The 14,651-nt window shown below is 74.0% G+C and carries 16 protein-coding genes; 7 read left to right on the top strand and 9 right to left on the bottom strand.

Annotated elements, in window-relative coordinates; genetic code table 11:
• Positions 1-3 precede the first annotated feature (3 nt).
• On the bottom strand, positions 4-873 hold the full coding sequence (locus AC1DQC_RS08385; RefSeq protein ID WP_477050770.1) for a glycosyltransferase family 2 protein: 870 nt from the start codon (positions 871-873) through the stop codon (positions 4-6).
• Positions 874-901: 28 nt separating this feature from the next.
• Entirely contained in the window at positions 902-1,399 is a 498-nt protein-coding gene (locus tag AC1DQC_RS08380) for a metallopeptidase family protein (protein ID WP_477050769.1), read from the bottom strand.
• 74 nt (positions 1,400-1,473) lie between these two features.
• Between AC1DQC_RS08380 and AC1DQC_RS08375 the strand changes: the two genes are divergently transcribed.
• The 6 genes from AC1DQC_RS08375 (at position 1,474) to ahcY (ending at position 6,444) form a co-directional block, all read left to right on the top strand.
• Positions 1,474-1,845 (top strand): DUF3499 domain-containing protein, encoded by a 372-nt coding sequence (locus AC1DQC_RS08375; RefSeq protein WP_477050768.1) that lies wholly within the window; start codon positions 1,474-1,476, stop codon positions 1,843-1,845.
• Between the two features lies 1 nt (position 1,846).
• Positions 1,847-2,122 carry a hypothetical protein gene (locus AC1DQC_RS08370; protein WP_477050767.1) on the top strand — a complete coding sequence of 92 codons (276 nt, stop codon included), beginning with the start codon at positions 1,847-1,849 and terminating at the stop codon, positions 2,120-2,122.
• A gap of 20 nt (positions 2,123-2,142) precedes the next feature.
• Positions 2,143-3,618: a phosphomannomutase/phosphoglucomutase gene (locus tag AC1DQC_RS08365; protein WP_477050766.1), complete on the top strand. Its 1,476-nt coding sequence runs from the start codon at positions 2,143-2,145 to the stop codon at positions 3,616-3,618.
• Positions 3,618-3,830: a Trm112 family protein gene (locus tag AC1DQC_RS08360; protein WP_477050765.1), complete on the top strand. Its 213-nt coding sequence runs from the start codon at positions 3,618-3,620 to the stop codon at positions 3,828-3,830. The genes AC1DQC_RS08365 and AC1DQC_RS08360 overlap by 1 nt, the downstream gene beginning before the upstream one ends.
• Positions 3,831-3,863: 33 nt before the next feature.
• Complete coding sequence (locus tag AC1DQC_RS08355; protein ID WP_477050764.1) at positions 3,864-4,823, top strand: cation diffusion facilitator family transporter; 960 nt, start codon at positions 3,864-3,866, stop codon at positions 4,821-4,823.
• Positions 4,824-4,950: 127 nt separating this feature from the next.
• A complete protein-coding gene (ahcY, locus tag AC1DQC_RS08350; protein ID WP_477050763.1) occupies positions 4,951-6,444 on the top strand; it encodes an adenosylhomocysteinase in 1,494 nt (497 codons plus the stop codon).
• A 19-nt stretch (positions 6,445-6,463) separates the two neighbouring features.
• On the opposite strand, the gene AC1DQC_RS08345 is transcribed toward ahcY, so the two are convergent.
• Entirely contained in the window at positions 6,464-7,279 is an 816-nt protein-coding gene (locus tag AC1DQC_RS08345) for an RDD family protein (RefSeq protein ID WP_477050762.1), read from the bottom strand.
• A gap of 51 nt (positions 7,280-7,330) precedes the next feature.
• Between AC1DQC_RS08345 and AC1DQC_RS08340 the strand changes: the two genes are divergently transcribed.
• A complete protein-coding gene (locus AC1DQC_RS08340; RefSeq protein ID WP_477050761.1) occupies positions 7,331-8,320 on the top strand; it encodes a stage II sporulation protein M in 990 nt (329 codons plus the stop codon).
• Here the strand turns inward: AC1DQC_RS08340 and AC1DQC_RS08335 are convergent.
• From AC1DQC_RS08335 to AC1DQC_RS08310, 6 genes are all read right to left on the bottom strand, one after another.
• Positions 8,317-9,474, bottom strand: coding sequence for a winged helix DNA-binding domain-containing protein (locus AC1DQC_RS08335; RefSeq protein WP_477050760.1), 1,158 nt, complete (start codon positions 9,472-9,474; stop codon positions 8,317-8,319). The genes AC1DQC_RS08340 and AC1DQC_RS08335 overlap by 4 nt on opposite strands.
• The gene (locus AC1DQC_RS08330; RefSeq protein WP_477050759.1) at positions 9,471-10,763 is read right to left on the bottom strand and encodes a DUF58 domain-containing protein; all 1,293 of its coding nucleotides are present in this window, start codon (positions 10,761-10,763) and stop codon (positions 9,471-9,473) included. The genes AC1DQC_RS08335 and AC1DQC_RS08330 overlap by 4 nt, the downstream gene beginning before the upstream one ends.
• A gap of 1 nt (position 10,764) precedes the next feature.
• Positions 10,765-11,772 carry an AAA family ATPase gene (locus AC1DQC_RS08325; protein ID WP_477050758.1) on the bottom strand — a complete coding sequence of 336 codons (1,008 nt, stop codon included), beginning with the start codon at positions 11,770-11,772 and terminating at the stop codon, positions 10,765-10,767.
• Positions 11,769-12,959 carry a DUF4350 domain-containing protein gene (locus AC1DQC_RS08320; RefSeq protein WP_477050757.1) on the bottom strand — a complete coding sequence of 397 codons (1,191 nt, stop codon included), beginning with the start codon at positions 12,957-12,959 and terminating at the stop codon, positions 11,769-11,771. Before AC1DQC_RS08320 ends, AC1DQC_RS08325 begins: the two co-directional genes overlap by 4 nt.
• Positions 12,956-13,624: a DUF4129 domain-containing protein gene (locus AC1DQC_RS08315; protein ID WP_477050756.1), complete on the bottom strand. Its 669-nt coding sequence runs from the start codon at positions 13,622-13,624 to the stop codon at positions 12,956-12,958. The genes AC1DQC_RS08320 and AC1DQC_RS08315 overlap by 4 nt, the downstream gene beginning before the upstream one ends.
• On the bottom strand, positions 13,621-14,651 hold a 1,031-nt coding region (locus tag AC1DQC_RS08310), incomplete at its 5' end, for a glycerophosphoryl diester phosphodiesterase membrane domain-containing protein (RefSeq protein ID WP_477050755.1). The genes AC1DQC_RS08310 and AC1DQC_RS08315, both read right to left, overlap by 4 nt.

Below are 14,651 nucleotides of genomic sequence, written 5' to 3'. Positions count from 1 at the left end.
GGCTCAGCGGGTCGCGCGGAGCTCCGAGCGCTCGCGCAGGCGAAGCCCCAGGGCGGCCGCCTGCCGGACGGGCCACTGGTACCAGTGCGGGTACCGGCGTCCGACGTACCGGGCGGCGCTCGCGTGGTGCGCCGAGATCATCGTCGCCGGCTTAGCGCGCCAGGAGGTCCCCCCGACGTGCGTGACCTGCACCTGCGGGACGTAGAGGTTGGTCCAGCCGGCGCGTCCGAGCCGGGCGCCCAGGTCGACGTCCTCGAAGAACATGAAGTAGCCGTCGTCGAACCCGCCGATCGCCTCGAAGGCCTCGCGCCGCAGCAGCAGGCACGCACCCGACAGCCAGCCGGCCGGGCGCTGGCCCCCGGTGCTCTGCTGCTGCGCCTGGTAACGACGGGTCCACGGGTTTCCGGGCCAGAGCCGGACGAAGACCGCATGACCCGCGCCCTGGGTCAGGGAGGGGAGCTCGCGGGCGGAGGGGTAGACGGTGCCGTCGGTGTTCAACAAGGCGGGCCCGACCGACCCGGCGCGCGGGTGCGCCTCGCCGGCGGCGACGAGCGCGTCGAGGGCGCCCGGCTGCCACTCGATGTCGGAGTTGGCGACGACGAGCCACGGGGCTGTCGCACCCCGGGCACCGAGGTTGGCGCCACCGCCGTAGCCGAGGTTGGCGTCGCTGACGAGGAGTCGGGCGCCGACCTCGTCGGCCACCTCACGTGCGACCGTCGGGTCGGTGCCGTTGTCCACGATCACCAGCTCGATCGGTGCGACGGACGCCGTCTGGAGCGTCCGGGCGAACGTCGCGAGCTCGTCGCCGGGGTTGTAGACGACGCAGACGACGCGGACGGTGGGCGGGGAGGGATGGGGGAGGGCGCTGCTCATCGTCCGCACAGGGTAATGGGCATGGCCCTCAGTGGGAGTCGCCGTACAGGGGGTCGATGTCGTCGGGCGAGCGCCCGAGCATGTGCGCCACCTGCTCGACGACGACGTCGCGCACGAGGTCGGCGAGGTCGAGCGGGTCGGACGCGCGGGACTCCACCGGTCGGCGGTAGACCACGATGCGCGCCGGCAGCCCGGCGTCCGACGGGAAGTAGCGGCCGAGCGGGACACCGCCGTGCTCCCACGGCGCGGGGTTGGACGGCGGGACGTCCTCGACCGCGAACTCGGTGCCCTCCAGCTGGCGCGACCACGTCCGCTCGAGCCGCTCGACCGCGTCGAGGACGAGGTCGTCGAAGCGCTCGGCACGCGTGCGGTACGCGGGCATCGAGCTGGGCAGCAGCGGTCCGCGGGGTCCGCGTCCGCGGCGGTCGCGACGACGCACCGGGGCCACGGTCGTGGTGGGCACCGCGAGGGTGCGGCGCCCGACGCCGGGTGTGCGGCGGGCGGGCGGCGGGGGCGACGGGCTCACACTGCACTGTAGATCGCGGCGGGGTGACGGCGTGGGGAGGCACGGCTGTCGGCGGCCGGGGGTACGGTCAGCGCGTGAGATCCGTGAGGCAGTGCACGCGCACGGCGTGTGGCCGTGCTGCAGTGGCCACCCTGACCTACGTGTACGCCGACTCGACTGCCGTGCTGGGTCCGCTCGCGCAGCACGCCGAGCCCCACTCGTACGACCTGTGCGTGGAGCACGCGGAGCGGCTGACGGCCCCCCGCGGCTGGGAGGTCGTCCGGCTGACTCCCGAGTTCGCGGCCGCGCCCCCGAGCCAGGACGACCTGCTCGCGCTGGCGGACGCCGTGCGCGAGGCGGGTCGTCGCCCCGAGCCCGAGCAGGTCCCGCTGCCGGAGGCGGTCGGCGCCGCCCTGAGCGAGGCGCCGCGCAGGGGACACCTGCGGGTGCTGCGGGGCGAGGGCTGACATGGCACGTCGCAAGGGGGACGCCGCACGCGCCCGCGCCGAGCGCGCGGGGGAGCCGCTGGGCTCGGTCAGCCAGCCGACGGGTCCCCTCGTGCCCGGCTCCGCCGCGTGCCTGCGCTGCGGGTCGACGGAGCTGACCCGGATCCGGATGGCGCTCACCGACGGGCGACAGGTCGTGTTCGTCTCGTGCCCGGCGTGCGAGCAGCGCAACTGGTTCGCGCTCGACGGCGACGGCACACCGCTGGACCGCGACGAGGTCGTGGGCGGCGACGTCTGACCTGTGGCGCCGCCAGTACGATGACCGGCGTGACTTCGCCTTCAGCCGACCGTGTCGACCTGTCCGCCCTGATCAAGGCCTACGACGTCCGGGGCGTGGTCCCCGAGGAGCTGAACCCCACCGTGGCGCGCGCGATCGGCGCGGCGTTCGCGGACGTCGTGGTGCTCCCGGAGGCCACTGAGCGCCCCCAGGTCGTCATCGCGAACGACATGCGCCCCTCGGGCCCCGAGCTCGTGGGCGCCTTCGCGGACGGGCTGGCCGCGCGCGGCGTCGACGTGATCCGGATCGGCCTGGCGTCGACCGACGGCCTCTACTTCGCCTCGGGCGTCCTCGGCATCCCCGGCGCTATGTTCACCGCGAGCCACAACCCGGCGCAGTACAACGGCATCAAGCTGTGCCGCGCCGGCGCCCGGCCCGTGGGCCAGGACAGCGGCCTGACGACCGTGCGCGAGCTCGCGGGCGACTACCTCGCCGCCGGGGCCGTGCCCGAGGTCGCCGACGCCGAGCGCGGGACGGTCGAGGACCGCGACATGCTCGCGGAGTACGCGGCGTTCCTGCGCTCGCTGGTCGACCTCTCGGGCATCCGGCCGCTCAAGGTCGTCGTCGACGCGGGCAACGGCATGGGCGGTTTCACGGCGCCCGCCGTGCTCGGCACCGGCGCGGGTCTGCCGGCGCTGCCGCTCGACGTCGTGCCCCTGTACTTCGAGCTTGACGGCACGTTCCCCAACCACGAGGCCAACCCGCTCGAGCCCGAGAACCTGCGGGACCTGCAGGCGGCCGTCGTCGAGCACGACGCCGACCTCGGCCTGGCCTTCGACGGCGACGCGGACCGGTGCTTCGTCATCGACGAGCACGGCGACGCGGTGAGCCCGTCGGCCATCACGGCGCTGGTCGGCCTGCGTGAGGTCGAGCGCGAGCGCGCCGCCGGCCGCACGCCGACGGTGATCCATAACCTCATCACGTCCCAGGTGGTCCCCGACCTGCTGGGTGCCGCGGGTGCGACGACGGTCCGCACCCGCGTCGGGCACTCCTTCATCAAGGCGCAGATGGCCGAGCACGACGCCGTGTTCGGCGGCGAGCACAGCGCGCACTACTACTTCCGCGACTTCTTCTTCGCGGACACCGGCATGCTCGCCGCGCTGCACGTGCTCGCGGCCCTCGGGGGTCAGCCGCACCCGCTGTCGGCGCTCTCCGAGCAGTACCAGCCGTACTCGGCCAGCGGGGAGATCAACTCCCGCGTCGCCGACGTCGCGGCGGCGCGCGACCGCGTGATCGAGGCCTACGTGGCCCAGCAGGGCGCAGGGCCGGTACAGGTCGACCAGCTGGACGGGCTGACGGTGTCGCACTGGGACGGACACCCGCAGTGGTGGTTCAATCTGCGGGCGTCCAACACCGAGCCGCTGCTGCGGCTCAACGTCGAGGCCGCGGACGAGGACATCATGGAGAAGGTACGCGACGACGTGCTCGCGCTGGTGCGACAGGACGGACAGGACTGATGGCTGACACGACATCTGGACACACCCTCGAGCCGTGGGCGCGAGAGCTTCTGCGGTGCCCGGCGACGGGTGCGACGCTCGTGGACGGGGTCGGTCCGGACGGTGAGCCGACCCTCGTCTCGACCGCGCCGGAGAACCCGCTCGCCTACCCGGTCCGTGACGGGATCCCGGTCCTGCTGATCGACGAGGGCGTGCCGGTCCACCGCAGCTGAGGCACGCGCCTCGATCTGACCCGAGGAGCCCGCGTGGCGCACGACGGAGGCAACAAGGCGATCCTGGCGGCCCTCGCGGCCAACCTCGGGATCGCGGTGACGAAGTTCGTCGCGTACCTGCTGACCCTCTCCAGCTCGATGCTGGCCGAGTCGGTGCACTCGCTCGCCGATTCCGGCAACCAGCTGTTACTGCTGGTCGGTGGCCGGCGGGCGCGCCGGGAGGCGGACGAGGCGCACCCCTTCGGGTACGGCCGCGAGCGGTACGTCTACGCGTTCATCGTCTCGATCATCCTGTTCTCCCTCGGCGGGCTCTTCGCCCTGTACGAGGCGTGGCACAAGTGGCAGGACCCGCACCCGATCGAGGGTCGCTGGTGGTGGGTGCCGCTGGTCGTCCTCGTGGTCGCGCTGGGGCTCGAGGGGTTCTCGTTCCGCACCGCGATCCACGAGTCGAACCAGACCCGCGGCGCGCAGTCCTGGGTGTCGTTCGTGCGGACCGCCAAGGCGCCCGAGCTGCCCGTCGTGCTGCTGGAGGACTTCGGCGCGCTCATCGGTCTCGTGCTCGCCCTGTTCGGCGTGGGGATGACCCTGATCACGGGGAACGGCAGGTTCGACGCCCTGGGCACCGCGGGCATCGGCATCCTTCTCGTGCTCATCGCGATCGTGCTCGCGCTCGAGACGAAGTCGTTGCTGCTGGGCGAGTCGGCCACGGCGAAGGACGTGGCGGCGATCGAGTCCGCGCTCGTGGGCGAGGGGGTCGCGTCGGTGATCCACCTGCGGACGCTGCACCTCGGCCCCGAGGAGCTGCTGGTCGCCGCGAAGATCGAGGTCTCCGCCGCGGTGAGCGCGGCGGACGTCGCCACCGCGATCGACGCCGCCGAGGCCCGGGTGCGCGCTGCCGTGCCGATCGCCACGATCATCTATCTCGAACCCGACCTGCGCCGCGAAGGGGCGAGCATCGCTGAACCTGAAGTGACTGACGTCACGCAGGTCTAACATGGCCCGGACGGCGTGGGTGATGCCCGCAGACCGAGAGGGGTCGCGCCGGCGCGAACGACGAGGAGAGGCTTCCGTCGTCGTGCCCGCCCACCGCAGCGCACCCCTCAGGAGTGAGATGTCAGCGATGTCCCAGCCGTTCTCCGAGAACCCCGGCAGCTACAAGGTCCGCGACCTGTCCCTGGCGGAGGCCGGTCGGCACCAGATCCGTCTCGCCGAGCACGAGATGCCGGGGCTCATGGCCCTGCGCACCGAGTTCGGCCCGAGCCAGCCCCTGGCGGGCGCGCGCATCGCGGGCTCGCTGCACATGACGGTCCAGACGGCGGTGCTCATCGAGACCCTCGTCGCGCTGGGCGCGCAGGTCCGCTGGGCGTCGTGCAACATCTTCTCGACCCAGGACGAGGCCGCGGCCGCGATCGTCGTGGGCCCGTCGGGCACGGTCGACGCGCCGGCCGGCGTGCCGGTGTTCGCGTGGAAGGGCGAGTCGCTCGACGAGTACTGGGAGTGCACCGAGCAGATCCTCGTCTGGCCCGGTGACGCCGGCCCGAACATGATCCTCGACGACGGCGGCGACGCGACCCTGCTGGTGCACAAGGGCGTCGAGTACGAGGCCGCGGGCGCGGTGCCGTCCGACCCCGCGCCGGGCGAGGAGGGGTACTCCGAGGAGCTGCTCGTCATCCTGGGCACGCTGCGACGCTCGCTCGCCGCCGACCCCCAGCGGTGGACGACGATCGCGCGGGGGATCAAGGGCGTCACCGAGGAGACGACCACGGGCGTGCACCGTCTGTACCAGCTGGCCGAGGCCGGCGGGCTGCTGTTCCCGGCCATCAACGTCAACGACTCGGTCACCAAGTCGAAGTTCGACAACAAGTACGGCATCCGGCACTCGCTGCCCGACGGCATCAACCGGGCGACCGACGTCCTCATGGGCGGCAAGGTGGCGTTCGTCGCCGGCTACGGAGACGTGGGCAAGGGTGCCGCGGAGGCGTTCCGCGGCCAGGGCGCGCGCGTCATCGTCTCGGAGGTGGACCCGATCTGCGCGCTGCAGGCGGCGATGGACGGGTACCAGGTGGCGCTCCTCGACGACGTGCTCGACCAGGCCGACTTCTTCATCACGACCACGGGCAACAAGGACGTGATCTCGGCGGCGCAGATGGCCCGCATGAAGAACAAGGCCGTGGTCGGCAACATCGGGCATTTCGACAACGAGATCGACATGGCCGGGCTGGCGGCGGTGCCCGGCATCACGCGCACCGAGATCAAGCCGCAGGTGCACGAGTGGACGTTCCCTGCGGACACCGAGGACGCAGGGCGCCCCGAGCGGTCGATCATCGTGCTGTCGGAGGGGCGCCTGMTCAACCTCGGCAACGCGACGGGTCACCCGTCGTTCGTCATGAGCAACTCGTTCTCGAACCAGGTGATCGGCCAGATCGAGCTGTTCACCAAGCCGGACGAGTACGCGCGCGAGGTGTACCGGCTGCCGAAGGTCCTCGACGAGAAGGTGGCGCGGCTGCACCTCGATGCGCTGGGCGTGCGGCTGACGGAGCTGACGAAGACACAGGCGGAGTACCTGGGTGTGGACGTGTCGGGCCCGTACAAGCCGGAGCACTACCGCTACTAGTCGACGGGGTTGGACGACGTCAGTCGAGTGGATCCGGCACGCCGTGGGGGAGTCTCGCCAGCAGGGACGACTCCGCGGCGTCCCGCTCCCCGGCGCGCAGCCGCGCGGACAGCTCGCGGTCGCGCCGCTCGGCGAGCACGGCGGCCAGGAACGCCTCGGGGTGGGTGCCCGCCGGGGGCATGGGGTTCACGTAGCGCTGGGCCTCCGACGTCAGCTGGGAGCCCAGGGCCACCCGTGACGCCGGGTGCAGCGTGCCGGCCCGGCCGAGGAACTGGCGGACCGAGAGGGCGAGCCCGTCGGGCAGCCGGCCGACGTCGGCGGTGCGCGCCCAGCCCGCGAGCTGCGGCGGCATGACGACCGGGGTGCGCACCTTCGCCGCGCCGCGCACCCGCACGGCGTAGGTGCCGGCCAGGATGTCGCCCACCCGCTTGCCCCGGGGGTTCACGATCGAGCAGATCAGCGCGACGCTGCCCAGCGTCAGCCACAGCTCACCGACCCCCACGAGCGCCCGCACGAATGACTGTCGGAACACGATCGGGCCGCCGTCGTCGCGCACGATCTGGATGCCCAGCGCGAGCTTGCCCAGCGAGCGCCCGCGGGTCAGCGTGTCGACCGTGGTGGGGATCACGACCGTGATCGTGGCGAACAGGACGACAGCGAGGATGCGGCCGAGCTCCTCGGAGGCCCCTGTGGACAGCGCGCTGAAGGCGACGAGGACCACGATGAGCACGACGAGCAGGACCACCAGGTCGAGCAGCGCGGCGAGCACCCGGGTGGCTGCGGAGGTGGGCTGGGCGTCGAGGACGACACCCTCGCCCGTGATGATGCCGTCCATGCTCGGCAGGGTAGCCGTTGCCGGAGGCCGCGGGATGGCAGGCTGTGCCGCATGGATCTCGACGCCTTCGAGCAGGCCCGGTCGGCCGACTGGGCCAGGCTCGACCAGCTCGTGCGGCAGCGCCGACGGACGGGTGCGGAGGCCGACGAGCTGGTCCGGCTCTACCAGGCGGTGGCGGTCGACCTGTCGAGCGTCCGCTCGGCGGCGCCCGACCCGGAGATGGTGACGCGGCTCTCGATGCTCGTCGGGCGCGCCCGGGCCGCGATCGCCGGGACGCACGAGCCGAGCTGGCGCGACGTCTCGACGTTCGTCGTGGTCGCGCTGCCTGCGGCGCTGTACCGGATCCGCTGGTGGACGGTCGGCGTCGCCGCGGCGTTCGTCGTGCTGGCCGTGACCACCGGAATCTGGGTCGCCACGCAGCCCGAGGCCCTCGCGTCGATGGGCACGCCGAGCGAGCAGCAGGAGTACGTGGACTCGTCGTTCGCGGAGTACTACACGCCGGGGGCCGGGTTCGCGACGATGGTCTGGACGAACAACGCGTGGCTCACCGCGCTCAGCGTGGGGACCGGGATCTCGGGGGTGCTGCCCGTCTACTTCCAGGCGAGCAACGCGATCAACGTCGGCGCGGCCGGTGGGCTCATGGCCGCGCACGGTCACCTCGCCGTGTTCCTGCAGCTCATCGCGCCGCACGGGCTGCTCGAGCTCACCGCGGTGTTCGTCGCCGGCGCCGCGGGCCTGCGGCTGTTCTGGACGTGGCTGGTCCCGGGTCCGCGCCCGCGCGGCCGGGCGCTCGCGGAGGAGGGCCGCGCCCTGATCACGGTCGCGATCGGGTTGGTGGGCGTGCTCGCGGTGTCTGGTCTGATCGAGGGGTTCGTCACCGGTTCGGTCCTGCCGTGGGCGGTCAAGGTGAGCATCGGGGTGGTGGCGCTGGCGGCGTTCTGGACGTACACGATCGTCCTGGGGCGGCGCGCGGTTCGGGCCGGCCAGACGGGCGACCTCGAGGCGGACCGCGGCGGGTACGTCCTGCAGACGGCGGGTTAGGCCGGGTCCAGCACGACGACGTGCCGCTCGTCGGCATCGCTCGCCATGAGCTCCACGAGGCCCTCGGCCTCCGTGCGCAGCTCGTCCGCCTGCGCTGCGGTGGGGCGGGCGAACGGGCGAACGGTCAGCGTGACCGGTCCGCGGGCGCCGCGGGGCACGTCCCACGTCCCCGCGACCCGCCCGTCCAGCAGGAACGTCGCGGGCACGACACCGTTCGGGCTGGCCAGGAACGGCCGGTGCTCCGGCGACATGATCCGCGTGCGGTCGGCGTGGCCGAGCAGGACGTTGTCGTAGTCGGGCAGGAACCGTACGGGCGCGTGCACGTCCGGAGAGGTCAACGGCATCCCGGGCAGGTCGAGCAGCTCGCGCTCGCGAACTGCGCCCGGCGACGGCTCGGCGCGGTACCGGACGAGGTCCATGCGATCGACGACGGCCCGCAGGCCGGTGAGGCCGGACCAGTTCTGCACGTCCGCCACCGAGGCCGGACCGAACGCGGCGAGGTAGCGCCGCACCAGCCGCTCCTGCTCGGCGGCGAGCACGGCGGGATCGGTGAGGTCGGGGGCGGCCGCGGTCCGCGCCGGACCGAACCAGGACCAGGCCGTGGTCCAGGTGGTCGCGCCCGACCGGCCCCAGACTCCGCGCGGCGGCACCTGGACCAGCGGGAGCGTCCCGCGCGCGGCGTAGGCGAGCGTGCTCGGGGCGATGTCCGGCCAGCGCTCGGCGAGCAGCCTGCCGAGCTCGGTGGTCACGCGGGGCTCGGCCTCGACCAGCTCGCGGGCCGCCGCCGTGACGGCGGGGATGTCGAGCGTGCGCAGCGCGGCACCGTGCGCGGCGTTGCCCCGCAGGTCCTTGGCGTAGAGGGGAGCGACCAGGCCCGGGAGCAGCAGCGCGTCGTCGGCCGTCACCAGGTGGATGGTGCCGCGCATGACGGCGATCCGCGCGACCGTCCGGTCCCAGAACGCCGCGGCGAGCTCGTCGGTGCGGAAGCCGTCCACCCGCGACCAGAGCCCGACGTAGGGCGACCACGCGTTCTGGGCCTGGAGACCGACCAGGTGGTCGACGACCTCGAGCGCGCCGCCGGCCCGTCGCTCGAGCAGGTGCTGCCGCGCCAGCAGGACCCGGTTGAGGTGTGCGCGCGTGAGCAGCTCGGTCACAGCCGGCCCGCCGCCTTGAGGGCCAGGTAGGTGTCGGCCAGCCGGGGCGCCAGGTCGTCGGGCAGCGCCTCCAGGACCTCGGCGCCCCGCTGCCGCAGGCGCAGCGCGGCGGCGGCCCTCTCCAGGCCCACCCGCTCCGCCGCGGCCGCGTCGAACAGGGCGGCCGTGCTGCTGCGGTCGGCGCGCAGGGCGTCGACCTCCGGGTCCGCCACGGAGGCGAGGACCACCTGGTGCCGCTCGGTGAGCTGACCGACGACGCCCAGGAGCCCTTGCTCGATCGCGGCGGGATCGAGGGCCGTGAGCAGCACGACGAGGGCGCGCTGGCTCAGCCGCTCGCGCACCTGGGCCACGACGCCGGGCCAGTCCGTCTCCAGCAGCGCGGGCTCGGCGAGGGCGAGGGTGTCGGCGAACGCGGCCATGACTCGGGGACCCGTCGCGCTGGCCACCCGGCCGCGGACGCGACGGTCGAAGACGAGCAGCTCGACGCGGTCGCCCGCCTTGGTGGCCAGCGCAGCGAGCAGGAGCGCCGCCTCGATGGACGCGTCGATCCGCGGGGCGTCGAGCACCCGCACCGCCGAGGTCCGGCCGGTGTCGAGCACGATGAGCACGCGGCGGTCGCGCTCGGGCCGCCAGGTGCGGACCACGACGTCCGAGCGACGGGCGGTGGCCCGCCAGTCGATCGAGCGCACGTCGTCGCCGATGACGTACTCGCGCAGCGAGTCGAACTCCGTGCCCGGCCCGCGCACCTGCACCGCCGCGCGCCCGTCGAGCTCCTTGAGCCGGGCGAGCCGGCTGGGCAGGTGCCGGCGCGACGCGAACTCGGGCAGCACTCGGAGCCGCCCGGGGACGGTCAGCGAGGCCTGGCGGCCGGCGAGCCCGAGCGGACCGACGGTGCGCACGGTGACCCGGTCGGCGTGCGCGTCGCCGCGGCGGGTGGGCAGCAGGACCGTGCGCACCCGGGCCCCTTCGCCGGGCGCCACGTCCACCGTGTGCCGATCGTCGCGGGCTCCTGCTGACGGGGGCCACGCGTCCCGGACGACGGCGCGCAGGCGGCGCCGGCCCAGGTGCGACAGCGTGAGGGTCGACGTCGCCGGCTCCGTCAGCCGGGCGGACGACGGCACGTCCCGACGCACGCCGACCTGCCGGGGCGACGCGGCGAGCGCGACGTCGACGCCGCACGCGACCACGACGAGCAGCGTCCACAGCAGCACGGTGCCGGTGGCGGGCACCAGCAGCACCACCGGCAGCCCGAGCGCGGCGAGGACGGCCGCGCGCCACGTCACCGCCATCTCAGCGCGGGACGGGGACGGACGCGAGCACCGTGTCGAGCACGCTCTCCGTGGTGACGCCCTCGAGCTCGGCCTCGGCGCGGAGCTGGACGCGGTGCCGCAGCGTCGGGTGGGCCAGCGCCTTCACGTCGTCGGGGGTGACGTAGCTGCGGCCCGACAGCCACGCCCAGGCGCGGGACGTGGCCAGCAGGGCGGTCGCGCCGCGCGGCGAGACGCCCAGGGAGAGGGAGGGTGAGCGCCGCGTCGCCCGGCACACGTCGACCGCGTAGCCCAGCACGTCGGGCGCCACCTGGACGCGAGCCACCTCCGCGCGAGCGCGGGCGAGCATGTCGGCGTTCGCCACGGGGCGGAGCCCGGCACCGGCCAGGTCGCGCGGGTCGAAGCCGGCCGCGTGCCGGGCCAGCACCTCGATCTCCTCGTGGCGCTCCGGCAGCGGGAGCAGGAGCTTGAGCAGGAACCGGTCGAGCTGCGCCTCGGGGAGCGTGTAGGTGCCCTCGTACTCCACCGGGTTCTGCGTCGCGATGACGAGGAAGGGGTCGGGCAGCGGTCGGGGCGTGCCGTCGATCGACACCTGCCGCTCCTCCATGGCCTCGAGCAGCGAGGCCTGGGTCTTGGGCGGGGTCCGGTTGATCTCGTCGGCGAGCAGCAGGTTGGTGAAGACCGGGCCGGCGCGGAACGAGAACTCCGCGGTGCGCGCGTCGTAGACCAGGGACCCGGTGACGTCGCCGGGCATGAGGTCAGGCGTGAACTGCACGCGCTTGGTGTCCAGGTCGAGGGCCTCGGAGAGGGCACGGACCAGCAGCGTCTTGGCGACGCCCGGCACACCCTCGAGGAGCACGTGCCCGCGGCAMAGCAGGGCGATCACCAGACCGGTGATCGCCGCGTCCTGGCCGACCACGGCCTTGGCCACCTCGGCGCGCACGGCACCGAGGGCGGCCCGCAGCTCGTGGGAGGGCTCGGGGGTCGGCGGGGTCACCGTCGTCGTCCACTGKGGGCTGTCGTCGCTCACGTTCGGTGAACCTCGCTCTCGAGATGGTCCAGGTCGCGGGCCAGGCCTGCCAGGCCGCGGTCGTCGGTGGGTGGTGGTCCGTAGAGGAGGGCCTCGACGTCGGCCGGCCGGCGGGACGTCGCGCGCGCCACGGCGTCGACGACGAGCGGCGCGGGTGCCGAGCGCGGGAGCCCGAGCCGGGCGGCGCTGCGGGCCGCCGTGCCGGCGCGCAGGGCGGCGGCGGCGTGCCCGAACGACCGCCCGCGGCGGTAGAGCCKGCCGCGGCCCCGCGTCGTCTCGCCGGCCCGCACCACCACGGGCATCGGCTCGGTGACGAGACGGCCGAGGCGGCGTCCGCGCCACAGCGCCGTCATGGCGACGACGAGCAGGAGCTGCAGCGCGAGGATCGGCACGACGGGCGGCAGCAGCTCGGCGAGCCCGCCGCCGCCGTCGTCCGTCGCGCCGGTGTCGTCGAGCGACGGGATGTACCAGACCAGCCGGTCGTGGCGTCCGAGCGCCCTCAGCACCAGGGCCGCGTTGCCCTCGTCCGCCAGGTGCTCGTTGGTCAGGGGCGCGAAGTCGGCCAGGGCGACGATCCGCCGCTCGCCGTCCTCGGCCACCGCGTAGGCACCGCCCTCGTCGGTCCCGCTGCCCGCGGCCGGGAAGCACACGACGGCTGTCGGGCCGGTGGCCAGGAGGGCGCCGGTGGCGGTGATGGAGCCCGCGGCGACGGCGTCCGGGTCGTCGCACTGCGCGGAGCGGACCTCGGCCTGGCCCGACGGGCCTCCGCTCGACGCGAGGGAGTCGGTGAGCCGGCCGAGCGCCCACTCGGCGTCGACCATGACCAGGTCCGCACCGCTGGCGTCGATCACGTCGAGCTGCGCGTCGTCGAGCAGGTAGTCACCCACCACGAGCAGGGTCGAGCCGGGGACGGCGAGGGCGTGCACGGCGGAGATGTGCCGCACGTACCGCACGTCGACGCCCTCGCGCCCGAGGATCTGCGCCGCAGCCCGGGCCCCGGCGGGGGCGGGGTTGTCGGGGGCCAGCGTCAGCGTCGAGGTCTGGGGCTCGGGCAGCGCCGACAGCACGCCGGCGAGCACGACCAGACCCAGCAGGCCGAGCGGCCACCGGGCGCGCCGCCACCGTCGCGACGACCTGCTGCGCGCGGACGTGCCGTCGCCGACGACGACGTCGGTCGCGACGCTCATCGCGGAGCCGCCACGGCCAGGTCGGTGGCCGACGGTCCGACGCCGGGCCGCGCACCGCGCACGCGCTCGTCCAGCGCGCGCAGGACGACGTCGTCGTCGGCGGTCCCGGCCACGTCGCCGAACGCCACGTCGTCGAAGGTCCGGCCCGCCGCGACCAGCTCGGCGCCGAGCTCGGGCAGGCGCCCCGCGGCGGCCAGGGCGGCCTCGTGCGCGGTGCGCGCCGCGCGTTCGTCGAGCACCGTGCGTTCCTCGAGGCCGCGGACGATCGCCCGGTAGCGCTCGAGCACGGCGAGCGACCAGTCGTCACGGGCGGCGGCGGCGTCCKCCGCGGCCCGGATCTGCTGGGCGCTCCGGGTGTCGTCGGCATCGAGGACGCTGCGCCCCGGCGAGCTCGTCCGCGCGCGCCGCACGGGGCCGCCGACGAGGAACGCGACCACGACCACCGCCACCAGGACGGCGACGACCAGCAGCACCGCCCACGGGTCGAGTGCCGCGGGGGTGCGCAGTCCCGCGAGCTGCTCCGCCGCCCAGTCCCACAGCCGGCTCAGGAGGGAGCGCTGCTGGTGGTAGACGGGGTCGAGCAGCTCCTCGCGGGCCCAACGGCGCGCGGTCGCGGCGTCCGGGTCGACCGGGACACCGGTCACCACCCGGGCCGCGAGGTTCACGCCGTGGTCTCCGCGGCGCGCGCCAGCTCGACGTCCAGGCCCTCGCGGCGCATCCGGACGTCGATGTAGAGCAGTGCGACGACGGCCGACAGGAAGGTGGTCGACAGCGTGGACGCGATGATGTTGGCGACCCCGATCACCACGATCGAACCGAAGGACGTCGCGGTGGGGTCGCGCAGGAACAGGCCGGCGATCAGGGTGGCGGGGAACACGATGATCTGGGTGATGATCCCGGCCAGGACGCTGGTCAGCAGGTAGATGCCGAACAGGCGCCAGAAGCTCCCGCGCGTGAGCCGCCACGACCGGAGGATCGTCGGCCAGAACTTCTTGCCCTCCAGCATCAGGGCCGGCGCGACGAGCATGGTCCGGGTGGAGAACCAGACGCCGAGCACCACCGTCGCGAGCAGGCTGAGCAGCCCGACGACGACCGCGAGCGCGATCTGGTCGTTCACGGCGAGCAGCACGACCGCGGTCACCAGGACGCCGAGCACGACGACCCAGGCGAGCCCGGTGAGGAACGTGAAGCCGACGACGAGCCACACGCGCCAGGAGCGCAGCACCTCGCTCACGCTCGCGACCTGACCGAGGACGGACCGGCTCACCGAGACGATGAGCAGGCCGGTGAGCACGGTCGTGGCGATCGCGGTCACCGGCGCCCCGACGAGCAGGCCGAACGACGAGCCCAGCTGGTCGGCGAAGCCCATCTGGCCGGACGGGTCGACGTCGGTGGAGAGGTCGGTCAGCTGCCCGGCGGCGATTCCCTTGACGTACCACTGGATGACGGACTGGAGGGTCACGGCGACCGTCACGACGAGCGCCGCGAGCCCGAACATCACGCGGGGGTTCGCCCGCACGGCCCGGAAGGCGCCGTCGTAGATCTCGCCCATGCCCAGCGGTCGCAGCGGGATGATGCCGGGCTGCAGCGCGGGCGGGCGCCAGGACACACCGGGGGGCGGCGGGCCGGCGGGGCCCCACGCGCCGTACCCGGCGGGGGGCTGCGGCGCGCCCCACCCCGGCGGGGGAGCCG

The sequence above is a fragment of the Cellulomonas sp. P4_H12 genome, from assembly GCF_056400905.1.
Note: the sequence above shows the minus strand (reverse complement) of the source record. Positions and strands in the feature narration are given on the sequence as shown.